14 protein-coding genes are annotated in these 15,017 nt (G+C 37.9%); 3 read left to right on the top strand and 11 right to left on the bottom strand.

All coding sequences use genetic code 11. The features are described 5' to 3' along the window. Positions 1–6 precede the first annotated feature (6 nt). The 3 genes from AC4PID_RS16460 to AC4PID_RS16450 are packed head-to-tail and all read right to left on the bottom strand — an operon-like array spanning position 7 to position 2,544. Positions 7–312 (bottom strand): STAS domain-containing protein, encoded by a 306-nt coding sequence (locus AC4PID_RS16460; RefSeq protein WP_492133080.1) that lies wholly within the window; start codon positions 310–312, stop codon positions 7–9. 13 nt (positions 313–325) lie between these two features. Next, a complete protein-coding gene (locus AC4PID_RS16455) occupies positions 326–724 on the bottom strand; it encodes an ATP-binding protein (protein ID WP_492133079.1) in 399 nt (132 codons plus the stop codon). Positions 725–735: 11 nt separating this feature from the next. Then, on the bottom strand, positions 736–2,544 hold the full coding sequence (locus AC4PID_RS16450; protein WP_492133078.1) for an SLC13 family permease: 1,809 nt from the start codon (positions 2,542–2,544) through the stop codon (positions 736–738). A gap of 174 nt (positions 2,545–2,718) precedes the next feature. Between AC4PID_RS16450 and AC4PID_RS16445 the strand changes: the two genes are divergently transcribed. Both AC4PID_RS16445 and AC4PID_RS16440 read left to right on the top strand, forming a co-directional pair. Continuing rightward, on the top strand, positions 2,719–3,288 hold the full coding sequence (locus AC4PID_RS16445) for a LemA family protein (RefSeq protein WP_492133077.1): 570 nt from the start codon (positions 2,719–2,721) through the stop codon (positions 3,286–3,288). 17 nt (positions 3,289–3,305) lie between these two features. Then, complete coding sequence (locus tag AC4PID_RS16440; RefSeq protein WP_492133076.1) at positions 3,306–4,073, top strand: TPM domain-containing protein; 768 nt, start codon at positions 3,306–3,308, stop codon at positions 4,071–4,073. 89 nt (positions 4,074–4,162) lie between these two features. On the opposite strand, the gene clpB is transcribed toward AC4PID_RS16440, so the two are convergent. The 3 genes from clpB to AC4PID_RS16425 all read right to left on the bottom strand — a co-directional run bounded on the left by clpB (position 4,163) and on the right by AC4PID_RS16425 (position 8,441). Then, positions 4,163–6,769 (bottom strand): ATP-dependent chaperone ClpB, encoded by a 2,607-nt coding sequence (gene clpB / locus AC4PID_RS16435; protein WP_492133075.1) that lies wholly within the window; start codon positions 6,767–6,769, stop codon positions 4,163–4,165. A gap of 144 nt (positions 6,770–6,913) precedes the next feature. Beyond that, positions 6,914–7,306, bottom strand: coding sequence for a DUF302 domain-containing protein (locus AC4PID_RS16430; protein WP_492133074.1), 393 nt, complete (start codon positions 7,304–7,306; stop codon positions 6,914–6,916). A 100-nt stretch (positions 7,307–7,406) separates the two neighbouring features. After that, on the bottom strand, positions 7,407–8,441 hold the full coding sequence (locus AC4PID_RS16425; RefSeq protein ID WP_492133073.1) for a DUF2804 domain-containing protein: 1,035 nt from the start codon (positions 8,439–8,441) through the stop codon (positions 7,407–7,409). Between the two features lie 63 nt (positions 8,442–8,504). Between AC4PID_RS16425 and AC4PID_RS16420 the strand changes: the two genes are divergently transcribed. After that, a complete protein-coding gene (locus tag AC4PID_RS16420) occupies positions 8,505–9,347 on the top strand; it encodes a class B sortase (RefSeq protein ID WP_492133072.1) in 843 nt (280 codons plus the stop codon). A gap of 8 nt (positions 9,348–9,355) precedes the next feature. Here AC4PID_RS16420 and AC4PID_RS16415 read toward each other — a convergent pair whose 3' ends face one another. The 5 genes from AC4PID_RS16415 to AC4PID_RS16395 all read right to left on the bottom strand — a co-directional run bounded on the left by AC4PID_RS16415 (position 9,356) and on the right by AC4PID_RS16395 (position 15,012). Then, the gene (locus tag AC4PID_RS16415) at positions 9,356–10,795 is read right to left on the bottom strand and encodes an aldehyde dehydrogenase family protein (RefSeq protein ID WP_492133071.1); all 1,440 of its coding nucleotides are present in this window, start codon (positions 10,793–10,795) and stop codon (positions 9,356–9,358) included. Between the two features lie 153 nt (positions 10,796–10,948). Continuing rightward, complete coding sequence (locus AC4PID_RS16410) at positions 10,949–11,416, bottom strand: DUF4358 domain-containing protein (RefSeq protein WP_492133070.1); 468 nt, start codon at positions 11,414–11,416, stop codon at positions 10,949–10,951. Positions 11,417–11,427: 11 nt separating this feature from the next. After that, entirely contained in the window at positions 11,428–12,441 is a 1,014-nt protein-coding gene (locus AC4PID_RS16405) for a GDSL-type esterase/lipase family protein (protein WP_492133069.1), read from the bottom strand. A 10-nt stretch (positions 12,442–12,451) separates the two neighbouring features. Further along, positions 12,452–13,555: a hypothetical protein gene (locus tag AC4PID_RS16400; protein WP_492133068.1), complete on the bottom strand. Its 1,104-nt coding sequence runs from the start codon at positions 13,553–13,555 to the stop codon at positions 12,452–12,454. A gap of 8 nt (positions 13,556–13,563) precedes the next feature. After that, complete coding sequence (locus AC4PID_RS16395) at positions 13,564–15,012, bottom strand: MBOAT family O-acyltransferase (protein WP_492133067.1); 1,449 nt, start codon at positions 15,010–15,012, stop codon at positions 13,564–13,566. Positions 15,013–15,017 lie beyond the last annotated feature (5 nt).

Here is a 15,017-nt window from a genome sequence, read left to right as displayed (position 1 = left end):
CCTGAATTACTCGTTTAGTTCAAAAAACTGATCGAGTTTCATAAGTCTAAACAAGCTCATAATGTCTTCACTTGCACCAGACACACTAAACGCTTTATTGTGTTCTTCTGATGCTTTATACAAGCTAATTACAAAAGTAACCCCTACAGAGTCGATATTTTTAGTACTCGATAGATCTAAAACGATGGCATCAAATTTCGAATCAGAATCAAACATTGCCTCTGTTTTTTGTGTATAGTCTGAAACGCGATTTGCTGTCAAACCCTCTGTGATGATTAATCTCATGCAATTTCCTAATAATTGTTCTTCCATGTCTGCCTCCTGACTATATTTTAAGAATAACCGTTACTTCTGTTTGATTGATAAAAACGTCAAATGCCATTTCACGAATGGTTTCATGACCTCTATTTCTTTGTCTTAAAAGGTCCTTTGGTTCATGTTTTAAAGGGATATCGTCTAAATTAATACCCTTTCCCTCATCTTTAACTACGAAAATTAATTGATGTTCATCATAAGTAATGATGCATCTCACCTTTTTATGACTCTCAAAGTGATTGCCGTGTTCAACGGCATTGTTCAATATCTCTCTTAGCATAAAATTGATATTAAAAATTTGAGAATGCGTTAAACTCTTTAATTGGTCCTCCAACAGCTGAACGGCATCATTAACAAGCATATCAACAGCTTCAAAGCTAGATTCAATTTCCGTATTTAATAGCTCCATAGTGCCTCCTATCAGCCAAGAATAAAGAATATAATTGTCGCTACAACGGTTGGAAATAGTGCGTATTTTAATAAAGTTCCCGCTTCAATACCATTTTTAAAGTAAGGCTTTAGTATGGACTGACCAATTGGATTTGGCGAGTTAGCGATAACGGTTAAGCCACCACCTGTGATCGCTCCTGAGACAACTGCATATTTAAGCGTGTCTGATAAATTCGGAACGAGAGAGCTCAAATATGTGATCGAAGCATTATCGTTAAAAGACGTTAGAACAATGGATGCGACATTTAACCCTAAAGGTGGCAAATTACCAAGTATCGGTGCAATCCACCATTCCTGAAGGGTGCCATGCACAATCAAACCAGCGAGGAAGAATCCAACGAGCAATGCTGGTCTAAAATCGATTCTGTTTTGATAATAATACGTGATTTGATAAAATCCTAGATAGAATAATAACCCTGCGAGAAAAAGAGCCGACTCATGTGCATTGACAATCGTCCAAAGCATAAATAGCATATGGACACCCATGATCCAATAAGGCACATATTCATCTCGTCTATCCCAATCAGGATCGTAATACTCATCTCTTTCACTGACGGGCAATAACCCAGGAATGGTTCTTCTAAACTGCTTTTCAGCTATGCTTTCAAACTTTTCATCTATGGCTGCGTCCACATCAAAGGACTCGTATTCATCTTTTGAGAGCTTACGTTTGGCAATTGCCTTCATATTGTCCTTTAAAATAATTGAGAACGCTCTGAGTTCTCTTGAATAACCCATCCGATGATCGACATTTTGTTCTAAGTCTTCAAATAGGATTTCAAGCTCCTTTTGACTGATAAATCTATTTTGAATATAGCGTTTGAATTGTAAATCATGATGTGGCTTTTCAAGCTTTTTAAATTCTGATTTAAATACGAAGAAATATGAAATTGTTCCAATCGCAATGGCGATAATGGATTTCCACCCAAATGTCATCGCCATAAAACCATTGCTCCAATTCCATGGCGTTGCAACCATCAATATTGGAGGCGAAGCAAAATTAGTCATTGCACCACCTACTGAAATATTTACAAATAATAGCGCGAGCGTCGTATACTTTAGCGATTTAGGAGGATTCAGAACGAAAAACTTCTCTGACAAGAGCATTGAGCAGATGGTCATTGCTGCTGGCCCTGTAATAAACGAACTTAAAAAAGCAGACAGTAGCAGTATCGCCAACCACCAAGCTTCTATGGTGCCGTGGAAAATCTTAACAATTCGCCAAAGTATCAATTCAAAAAATTTTAAAATTGGACGACTGGAGGCTATGATCATAATCACGATGATAAACAATGGTTCAACATAGGATAAATCATTGATGTAATAGACAAAAGATTCCCAGTTAAAGTAGCTTGCCCATGCAATCCCAAGGATGATGGACCAAAGTCCAAAGACGACCTCTATCTCACCCAAGAAATGAAATACAGTTGCTTGCATTGAACGATCTTCACGACTAACCTTCCCTTCAAGCTTAAGCTGTTCGAAAGCCTTATCTAATTGATGCGCTTTTGTACTAAAATAATTAACGGACAGAGAGTGCGTAATGGCTAAGAAAAAAATCAGTGTGGCAACACCATTAAAAGGCTCTTTCTCGTACCTGCCCTTTATAATCGAAAAAAGGTTCGTTTGATCACCGTCTTGATAAGACTCCGCACTTAAAGGATACGACACCTCACCCTTAGGTGGATTTAAGGAGAACAGTATAAAAAGACTAATGACGACGACACTTAATATAAACACACTTATTACTATTTTTTTAAGAAAGTCTTTTTTCGCCATAAATGCCTCCAATAGGTTAGATATCTCCTTTATACCCATTTCAATATAAGCAAACATAAATTAGCTTAAACTTAAGGATTTAACAAGTTTTAAGTCATCTATTAATGATTTTTTAATCTTTTAAAGGTATAATTCATTTGTAACTATATAAATTAAATAAACATGAGGTGTAAAATGAAAAAAGGATTAATCGTTATTGTTGCCATCGTAGTAGTTATCGCCATCTTCGGAGGCATGTTTGTTTCAAAGTACAATCAATTAGTAAGCTTAGACGAAGAAGTGAATTTAGCTCTTAGTCAAATCGATAATCAGCTCCAAAGAAGAAATGACTTAATTCCTAACTTAGTAGAAACCGTTAAAGGCTATGCAAGTCAAGAAAAAGAAATTTTTGAAAGTGTTTCTGAAGCGAGATCAAAACTAATAGGAGCAACGGGAGTACAAGAAAAAGATGAAGCAAGTACTGAATTAAGTGGTTCATTAAGTCGATTATTGGCTATTTCAGAAAATTATCCAGATTTAAAATCAAACCAAAACTTTATTCAGTTATCTGATGAATTGGCAGGAACTGAAAACAGAATTGCAGTAGCAAGACAAGACTACAACACGGTTGCAAATCAATATAATAGAACCGTTAAACAATTCCCTATGATGATTTTTGCTGGTATGTTCGGATTTGATCAAGTCGATTATTTTGAAGCACAAGAAGGTGCTGATCAAGTGCCATCTGTTGATTTTAACAACTAATGACAAGGAGTCGTTTGATGAAACGCTTTATTAAAAGTTTTTCTCTTGTTTGTATCATCTTAACTCTGTTACTATTACCTAGCTTTGGTGCAAATAAGTATCCAGAACCAACCAATAATTTCTATGTTGCTGACTACGCTGGCATTCTCTCTACTGAGACAGAACAACTAATCATGTCTACTTCAGTACCACTTGCCGAGAAAACAGGCGCTCAAATCGTTGTAGTAACCGTTGATTCCTTAGATGGCGCGGATATTGAAAGCTACGCAAATGGCCTATTTCGTCAGTGGGGCATCGGGGATTCTAAGAAGAACAACGGTTTACTCCTTCTTATCGCCTATGAGGATCGTCAATCCAGAATCGAAGTCGGTTATGGTCTTGAAGGCGCATTAAACGATGCTAAAACAGGACGTATACAGGATGATTATTTGATTGGCAACTTTCAAGCTGGTGATTATGATGCAGGCGTCACAGGTACCTACCTAAAGCTCGCAGAGGAAGTTTACAAGGAGTATAATTTAGATGCTTCTGATCTATCTGCTAGTAACGTTTACTACGCGCCAACTGATAATTCTAGTTCAAGCGATTCGGAAATGACTTTGGGAAAATTGATTTTAATCGTAATAGTGATCATTATCATTTTCTTAGACATTATCTTAAATCGTGGTAGACTAACTCGATTTATCATCTATACTGCAGCTCGAAGCTCACGTAGTGGCGGCGGTGGTGGATTTAGAGGTGGCGGCGGTAGCAGTGGTGGCGGCGGTTCATCTAGATCTTGGTAAAAAATAAGGAGAACATGCAACTCATTTAGAGCTGTTTGTTCTCCTTTTTATTTGTGTTCTTAATGCCTGTTTACTTTATAGTTTCCATGTTAATCACCAACAGCACTCTTAGTTATTTCAAACGCCAAGCCCTGCTCTGTTATGACGATCTTAACCTGATCCCCTTCACTCACCGTACCGCTGATAATTGACTTACCCAGCTTCGTCTCGATGTTATGCATGATAAAGCGTTTGACCGGTCTTGCACCGAATACAGGATTATAAGCTTCTCTTGCGATGTGCTCCAGTGCATCTTCACTCACCTCTAGCTGAATTTTTCTATCGCTGAGTCTATTTCTCACTGAATCAATTGAAAGTTTCACAATGCCTTTAATCGCTTCGATGTTAAGCGGTGTGAAAAGTAGAATATCATCTAATCGATTGATTAATTCTGGTTTAAAGGACTTATGAAATAGCTTAAGGACTTCTTCTTTTGCCATACTACTAATCACACCATCGTCTTCTATCGACAAATCTTCCAATAGAATTTGACTGCCAATATTAGAGGTCATGATAATGACTGTATTTTTAAAGTCAACAAGATGTCCTTGTCCATCGGTTAAACGACCATCATCCAGAAGTTGTAAGAGCACATTAAATACATCGGGATGGGCTTTTTCAATCTCGTCTAAAAGGATGACTGAATATGGCTTTCTTCTAACGGCTTCTGTGAGTTGACCACCTTGATCGTAGCCAACATAGCCTGGAGGCGCTCCAATCAGCCTTGAAACTGAGAACTTCTCCATATATTCGCTCATATCGATACGAATGATGTTATTCTCATCGTCAAATAAAGCCTCTGCAAGTGCTTTTGCAAGTTCGGTTTTACCGACGCCTGTTGGACCTAAAAATACAAACGATCCAATGGGTTTAGATGGGTCTTTCAATCCTGCTCTAGCGCGTATTATAGAGTCAGAAACGGCAGTAACTGCTTCATCCTGGCCGATGACACGTTCGTGCAAGAGTGTGTCCAGTCCTAGAAGTTTATCCTTTTCTTCCTCAACTAGCTTTGCCACTGGGATACCCGTCCATTTTGACACGATATCTGCGATTTCTTCTTCTGTCACTTCCTCTTTTAAAAGCTCTGTATGCACTTTATTGTTCTTTAATGCTTCCAGTTCATTATTTAAGTTCACGAGATCGCCGTATTTCAACTGCGCCAAGGTTTCTAAATCATAGTTTCGCTCAGCTTCCTCTATTTTATACTTAACCGTTTCAATTTCTTTCTTAAGGTTTTTTTCCTTGTCGATCGCAGCTTTTTCGACTTCCCATCTTCCCTTTAAAGCGTGAAGCTGTTCTTTGAGTTCAGCAACTTCTAAATCAAGTGCATCTCTTCTTCCAACTGCATCTCGATCGGTTTCCTTTTGAAGTGCCTGATTTTCAATTTCCTTTTGCATAATTTTACGGTTGAGTTGATCTAACTCCTGTGGCATAGAATCGATCTCCGTTCTCAGCATAGATAACGCCTCATCCATAAGATCGATTGCCTTATCTGGTAGGAAACGATCAAGAATATACCTTTCTGAAAGCTGTGCAGCCGCAATAATTGCACCGTCTGTGATACGAACCCCATGGTGAATTTCAAAGCGCTCCTTTAAGCCGCGAAGTATGGCAACTGTATCTTCAATTGAAGGCTCTCCCACCAATATCGGTTGAAAGCGTCTTTCTAATGCTGCATCCTTCTCAATGTACTTACGATACTCGTCTATCGTCGTTGCGCCGATTAATCTCAGTTCACCTCTAGCGAGCAATGGCTTAAGTAGATTGCCAGCATCCATTGCGCCTTCAGTCTTACCAGCACCCACTATCGTATGAAGCTCATCAATAAACAGAATGATTTTACCATCAGAATCCTTGATTTCATCGAGAACTGCTTTCAACCTTTCTTCAAACTCACCTCTGAACTTAGCACCCGCAATTAGTGCGCCCATATCAAGCGCATAAACCGTTTTATCCTTCAGCCCATCTGGGACATCACCAGCGAGAATACGCAAAGCTAACCCTTCTACAACTGCAGTTTTACCAACACCAGGATCACCAATCAGCACGGGATTGTTCTTCGTTCTTCTAGATAAAATGCGAATGGCTCTTCTGATTTCCTCATCTCTACCAATCACCGGATCTAGTTTACCACTTCTCGCCAGCTCCACCAGATCTCTACCGTATTTATCTAACACTTGATAGCCGTCTTCTGGGTTTTGAGAAGTAACTCTCTTATTTTCACGTATCTTTGCGAGCGCTTCTAGAAAACGTTCCTTTGTGATATTAAATTGTTTAACGACTCTTTGATCTTCACCAGTAAGATTATCTAAGAGTGATAGATAGACGTGTTCAACGCTAACATACTCATCACTCAGCTGTTTGGCATAATCCTCTGCATCAATTAGAATTTTGTTAAACTTTCTCGATGCATAGATTTCGTTTTGTTCAGAAACTACTTTTGGCATCTTTTCTAAAATATCCTGTACAAGACTTCTATATTTAGGTAGATCAATGCCTACTTGTGAAAGCACACTGGATATAAGACCGCCTTCATCGCCTATCAAACCATAGTGAAGATGCGTCATATCGATTTGAGAATGGCTGAACTTTATTGCCAGTCTCTGTGCGTTTTCAATGCTTTCTATCGTTTTCTTAGTCATTTTTTCTACATTCATAATTCATCACTCCTTTTTTTGTTAGCACTCTACCGCGTCGAGTGCTAACTTCTAAAATAATTATACCACCTCATCGCCTAGCGTCAAGGTGGCTAATTGTAAAAAAATTATGATGAATTTTCATCTTTTGTATAAATGGATTGATTATTTTGCGGCACCATCGATGGCTAGGATTAATGCGTCCTCTACTTCTTTAGCAAGGGAAGTCAATGACTCATTGGATACCATGCTGGACGGTTTCATAAGGCCAATGAAGCAGCTTCCGTTTTCAGTGTGAATCCCAACTTTACAAGGCAGCATGAAGCCCATATCTATTTCGGCTTCCAAAACAACCTTTGCTTTTGCTGGATTACAGACCTCCATTACTAAAAAATCTTCGTTATACTCTAATCCCTTTTCACGCAGCTTATCCTTAAAATTCAGTTCCCATAAAACGCCAAATCCAACTTGCTTCAGCGTTTCAATTAATCTCTCATGAGATTCGGTTAAATCGTAATTTGACTTTACTTTATAGACATTTGTCATGGTTTGATTCATATATAGCTCCTTTCAATCTCTTCACTAAAGCTATACCCGAAATCTTCATTTACTATCTATGAACTGTGTGACTTAGTCATATTATGGGTATAAATCAATACTACCATTTATTATATACCTTTTCAGCAAAGCCTAAAAAGTGTTTAAAATCAACCTTATCCTTTGCGTCACCAATTAGAGCGAAGCCATCAAAATACCCAAACACCTGATGCTGATCACTTGCTAAAACCCCAAGAGATATTAAAGCCTGTCGATCTAGTATCGGAGTAAATAAAGCTTCAAAAGTGCCATCAGAGGAACTCATTAACCAAGGTCTTAGATAGTCTTCCCCTTCTGACGTCATAGGAATTTTAAAATCGACATCGGTCAGCTTAGAAGCTTTGCCATTGATAAAAAACATATTTTCAGTCGCCTTTGAGGTGTCACCAAAGCCATAGCCCAGATTAAAACTGATCACATCATCGCCAATAAAGCCTTGAGCGGCACTCCAATACCAAGTGTTTTTATAGGTCCAAACCCCACGCCCCCAGTCTAGAAGTCCAAGGGCATTGGTTTTTCGGAATGTGATGATTTCGTTGCCTAGTTTCGCCACACCCTCTGCAGGCATCGCTGTTATTTTTTGATTATAATAAAAGGCATGCTTGTTCTCAGGAAAAGGTGTTGCAATCACCATAGAATCCTCTAGTGCATGCGTCAAATCTATAGATATCTCAAGTTTGCTTTTATCCTTAAAATTTGGGAAGCTCACAAAAATATTTCGTTTACCAAAACCGTGCGTAAACTTAAATGCCATTTCGCCTTTTTGATAGAGCACCTCGCCCTCATATGAGGCTTCGGGCATATTCAGTTTTCCAAATGTAAACGGTAAAATTTTGGTTTTTGTCGTCTCTGATTTGTTCGTAAAATCAAGTAACGAGACACTGAGAAGTCCCATATAGCTATTATCCGCTACCGTTACTGCGATACCATAAGCATCGTTATAGATCAAATAATAATCCCACTCTTTAATCTTAAAAAAAGGTGCTTTAATGCGTTTCCTTTGATATTTCTTAATGAGCTGAGTCGAATAACCGCTTTGGATAAGACAACCGCGGTTATCTAGTAAATCACCTGGTTCCAACATAACTTGTTGCATCCTGTACCTCCTCGCGTTTTGATCCACTTATACTATATCACATTTGATTGAAAGAAGGTCCATATGTTCAATAAATGCCTCCGTTTTCTTACGCTCTCAATTTTCATATTTACTCTGTCACTCCTCCTTATTTCTTGTGGAAAGGACGCGCCTTCGCCTACCACATCACAGGATACAGATCAAACCATTGAAAGTTCCGAAACCGGTTCTATAACAGAGACACAATCTGAAGCAATCACAGATATTACTGACACCACAAATAATTTACCACTCTATGCGACACCAGAAGATGATAATCTCGATTTTGATACCTTTTTTAGTACGACTTTTTCAGAATACATGAAAGAGTCCCCTGATTTTATCGGTTGGTTTAAAGTACCTGGAACAAACATCGATTATCCATTGGTGCAGGGCAAAGACAACGATTACTACCTAAGATACGATTATAAAAACAGCCCAGATATGGATGGTTCAATCTATTTAGACTATAAAAATTCACCCAACCTATATGACACACACAATGCTATCTACGGTCACTATTTGTTTAAAGGTACCATGTTCCACGATTTGCATCAATATAAGGACGAGGACTTTTATAACAGTCACAGATACGTCGTTATCGTTACCTCTAGAGAAGCTGTCCTCTATGAGTTATTTGCCGTACAACGGGTCTCTGCATATAATTACTACCTCAGCTTTAACCTCGACCCAGGAGAGCTCGTGGAATACGCGAAGCATTTTAAACGTAATTCCATCTTCGATGACCCACTGGAATTACCTGAGGATTTAAGCCTTTTAACACTGGTTACCTGCACGTATGAATTTGATAATGCTAGATTGTTACTGCACGCGTATAAAAAAAGAACGATACCACTATCAGAAATCTCTGAATGGTTATCGTTCTAGAAACTTATTTAAAGTTTTTCAGGCTGTGGTTCATTGAAGATTGATTTTATCTCTAAGAATTCCTCAATCCCTTGTATGCCACCCTCTCTACCTATACCGGATTGTTTATAACCGCCAAACGGCGCATTGATGTCTCTTTTGCCATCATTGACATAAACCGATCCGGTTTTTATTTTGGTCGCCACCTCATTGGCCAAATCCCATGGGCCGATAACTGCACCTGATAAACCATATGGCACATCATTCGCTATGCGTATTGCGTCTTCCACTGTATCATAGGCGATCAGAGAGATGACTGGACCGAAGATTTCCTCTTGGGCAATCTTCATATGGTTTTCAACATCTGTAAAAACAGTTGGCTTCACATAGTAGCCGTTCTCACCCAGAGCTTCATAAGGAACAGGCATTTCACCTACAATCAACTTAGCCCCTTCTTCTATACCGATTTCAATATACTTACTGACCTTTTTATACTGCTTCGCACTTGCAAGAGGTCCCACCTTGGTGTCCACAAGTGTTGGATCACCTACCGTATATGCCTTTGAGCGTTCGATGATCAACGACTCTATTTTTTCTTTATCCGATTTTGGGATGATCATACGCGTTAATGCTGCACAGGTCTGACCTGTATTATCGAAGCAAGAGCTTATAACCGTATCCACTGCAAGAGATATATCAGCATCCGGAAGTACAATAAGTGGTGATTTGCCACCAAGCTCTAAAGCGATCTTTTTAATTGTCTCAAGAGCAAGCTTACCAACTTCTCTACCGCCAGTTGTCGATCCAGTAAATGAGATCATTTGTACATCTGGATGTAAAGCCAATGCATTACCAACCTCTGCACCACGACCTGTCACTAGATTGAACACACCAGCAGGAACACCAGCTTCATGAAAGGATTCAGCTAGAACCATCGCAGAAAGCGGCGTCATTTGTGAAGGCTTTAATACTACTGTATTACCCGTAAGTAAAGCTGGGACAATCTTTTGCATCACCTGTCCAAGGGGATAGTTCCAAGGTGTGATACACCCGATGACACCTATAGGTTCGCGGCTAATCGTCGCATGCTTTAATTTCTCTTCAAAATGATAGTCTTGAATAAGTTTGATATAATTATCAAAACGCGCCAACGGACCAATAACATGAGCTCTTTCAGCCCATCTAATCGGCTGACCTAACTCAGCGACTTCCATCTGAATCAGTTGCTCCTTTTTAGCTGCAAAATGATCATATACTTTTCTCAAAGTAACGATTCTTTCTTCAAGAGTCGTTTCCGACCAAGCTTCAAAAGCAGCCTTTGCACTTAATACAGCTCGATCTACATCTTTTGCATTTCCAGCTGGTACTTTTCCTATTATTTTCCGAGTTGCTGGATTTTCTACCTCTATCATGGCAGGAGAATCTGAGTATACCCATTCGCCGCCTATATAAATTTGATTATAATTCATTAAGACCTCCTAAGAATAAACTGTGTAACCTAATTATTTAGTTACCCAAAATAATTCTTATAAAACAAGTTGAATCCTCAGATTTAACCACAAGCAATATTGTAGCCTAAAAAAAATCCTGAACTCGCTAATTTCGAATTCAGGATAAGGGCCTTACTTATATATAATTGCTTCTAAATCCTTTTTAAATGTATCCCCATCTGAACACACGCCAACAACTACAAAAGTATCATATTTTTCTACAAAGGCATGCTCAAGTTTAAAGACTTCATCTGGCTTATAACTTTTATAAGCTTCAATTCTTTCGGTTACTCTATCCTTTGCAATTTGCAGAATGGTATCTGCATCGGCATCATTTTCAACACTGAATACAGTTAATTCATCTGCGACTCCGCCACTACCTGCATATCCAAGAGCGGTTACATTTTCGACTTCAATCCCATACATTTGAACTAGAACAGAACCTTCAACCTCATAAAAATCCGTCCCAAAATAGTCTTTAGATGAAAGTGAATCTATGACTGTTTGCATATCAAAATCCAACACTTTAGATGAACAACCACTTACAATAAAAATCACAACTAAGCACAACACGATCAATTTTTGACCTATTTTAAACATCCTAACTCTCCTTAATCCCTTACTTTCAACTTTTCTGATATGTTTTCACCTGCTACCACATCGATTTTTTGACTCTCAACGGTATGTGCTTTTAAGTACTCAAGCCAAACCTTGCAATAATCAGGTTTTAGATGAACACCATCGAAAGAAGCACCTTCTGGTAAAAAACCTTCATTGTCCATCACTGCACTTGCAACATCTAAATAATAGACCTCTTTCTCAATCGCCAACTCTTTAACCAGCACATTAAAGCGGTCAATATTCGTGTTATTGTAGATAGGATCGTGTAATGCTTTTTCCTTGCTTACTGGAAGAATGGACTGAATGTAAATCGTCGCATCAGGATGTGTCATTTTGATTTGATCGATTACATCGCCATAATCCTCTTTAAACTTATCTGGAAATGCCCATCCAAGCTCATTCATACCTAACATAATATAAATCTTATCAAACTTATTGTACTTGAGCGCATCCATAATGGTCACTTTTTCACCATTAAGTTTTGCAATCTTCGACGTTTGGATGGTATCTACCTTAAGACCAATATAAGTATACGACCTAACATTTTTCAGACCAGAATAGAGCATAAAGCCTTCGGTTCTTGAATTGCCAACAAAAACAGCATCGGAAAAATAATCATCACCCACAACCGTTGAATCTTGTACAGGTTGACTGTAATCATATGCTAAGGCTCTTTCTAACTCTGCTTGATTCGCATCAGCTTCAGCTAATGCTCTTTCTTTTTCATAGAACTTATTTTCATTAGTTAAATCCTCAACATTAGGTTCACTTTCAATTAATGCTGCCAAAGCTTCGCTGATTTGCGGGTCTAAGTTCGTTTGATCCAATGTTGTTTCAGAAGGAGACTCATCGAAATGACCATTGGCCAAGTCACCACTGACCAGTTTTGTCCCTTCCTCATAAGCATAGTCCGTTTGTCGATCTACTTCGAGTTTATAAATGATATAACCATTAATAATGACTGCAACAACTAACAACATAACTTTTATTGTGACATGTTTCATATCTGACCACCTATTTAAAGTTGATTTTGTTATTTAACACCGTTGTATTATAAAGAAACAATACATCTTGATTTGCAAAGGTCACATATTGATCTAATTTGTTAATATCAATATATCTTAAATCAATTAATGTAATTTTTTTGTAGGTTTGAATGAACCATGGTGCAATACTACTTCCAAATGAATCTCTAAACATAATTAGCTCTTTTTCTGTATGAGCCATTTGATTTTCTATAGAGATTAAAGATTGTGGACCGCCTAAAAAAGCATCATAGCGGTCTAAATGGTCAAGCATATCCACTCTATACACAGATGCTTGTATTTTCTCATCTATGTAATTTACTTTAGCAGAAGCTATACTCGGCATTTTTACTGCAATTAATTGATCTGGACTTATCGTATTGAAAATTTTGTCAAAGTATACCCCTTTAAAATCACCTAAATTATCATAATCAATTTCATCGACTAACATAGGATTTGACATTTCTTTATTTAAGGTTGATACAACTGGCTCAAGCGCCTCTTGTCGCCAGTGAGCATCTGTCTTATAATAATCTTCAATTTGCAATGTATCTAATAAGGATACAAATTTTAAATCCGAATCTAATGCTGCTTTAAGCTCTGATTCAAACGCGTAATAGTCCAAATGCGGTCTCCCACTGTCTTTTGCAGTAAAAAAACCTTTATCAGGTACCATCGTCATATAGACCGGCATCCCCTCTAGATAGGTGTCACATATCGCATTGATTTTATCTGTGATATAAGCCAAATCACTTGATTTTTCTGGAAATAAAACCTTACTCAAATACATATCATATCTATAGACACCACCGATATCCTGTCTTTGAAAAACAGACTGTTTGATAAAAGCATCTGTCTTTAAGAGTTGATCTCTTGCAGGAAACTGATCGAGTAGATATTTCTCAAGTTTATCAGTTAATTCTCTCTCCATAATTGCGTCTGCACTAATTTGAGGCATTTGTTCTAGTCGCCTTCTTTCGGTAAGCGATAAATCTTTATCCGGTAACAGTAGCTGTAAACCACTGAATACAAACAGCACTATAAAAAATAATGCTACCGTTAATTTATTGACTAAGGAATGATTCGCTCTCATATCGCCTCCTAAAATCTAAAATACAAAAAGGGATTGAACGAACCGCTGATTAAATTCGCTGTATTTACTATAAGCAATAGGATGCTTCCAACTGACTCTATCATAAATAACGACATAAAGCCACTGAAAGCAAATGTCGTTGATGAGGAAGAACGACTGGATATTTCTTTTACTCTTTGAGTAAGTTGCTTAACAACAGGTGTCGCACCCACACATCCAAACACAAACAGAATACCATAGCTCTTTAGATAGTAAAGTGACTCTTTAGAAACTAACGGTAATTCATTCTCAAAATTTGAAATACCAAACATTCCTGCCAAATCATTTAAAGCAATCGTCATCGTATCTGCATTAAAAATAACGAAGCTCACAGTAACTAAAAACATCACATAGAGGTGTCTGATCCAGGATGGCAGTCGATCTAGTTGACGGCCATATACAAACTTTTCAAGTAAAAGTAAAACGCCGAAATACCCTCCCCATACGACAAAATTAAGAGCTGCGCCATGCCACAAACCAGTTAATAACCATACAGTGAGTATATTGCGAATCCATTTAATTTTAGATACTCTATTCCCACCAAGTGGAATATAGACATAATCTCTAAACCACTTGCTTAAGCTCATATGCCAACGACGCCAGAACTCAGTAATTGATTTTGAAATATAGGGATAATTAAAGTTTTCTGGAAATGTAAAACCTAACATTTTTCCCATTCCAATTGCCATATCGCTATAGCCTGAGAAGTCAAAATAGATTTGCATCGTAAAGGCGATGGCATACATCCAGTGAAAAAGTACACTCGGTTGTTCTGCTGCACGATATAAATTACAAAATTCACCAAACCCATTTGCAAGTAAAACTTTTTTTGATAAACCAACTACAAACCTTTGTATGCCTTCAGCTGTTCTATTAAAATCAGATACACGTTGGTTCAGTTCAGTTGCGATATCTGAATATCTAACGATCGGGCCAGCAATTAGCTGAGGAAAAAGACACACAAATGTCGCTAAACTTAAGAAATTTCTTTCTGCCTTTACATCTCCTCGATATACATCTATGGTATAACTCATCGTTTGAAATGTGAAAAAACTGATGCCAATAGGTAAAGGAACACCTAGAACGGGAATTTGCAACTTCAAAACGGAATTGATAATCGTGATGAAAAAATCGATATATTTGAAAAAGCCAAGTGCACCTAAATTGATGACGATAGAAGAAATCAAAGCATATTTTGCCTTTTTTTCGCCTCTATATTTCTCTATGTATAGGCTGTGTAAGTAATCCGATACTGAAGAGAACACGAGTAACAATGTATAAATCGGCTCACCTAGAAAATAAAACAACAGGCTGACAATCAATAGCGTTAAATTCTTAAAACGCTTTGGCGTGAGTAAATACATAGCCATACTGATCGGTAAGAAATAATATATAAATGAAATGCTGGAAAAAAGCATCTAAA

It is taken from the genome of Fusibacter sp. QWL-12, assembly GCF_058683495.1.
The sequence above is the reverse complement of the archived record's forward strand: the minus strand, read 5'-3'. Positions and strand labels throughout refer to the sequence as shown.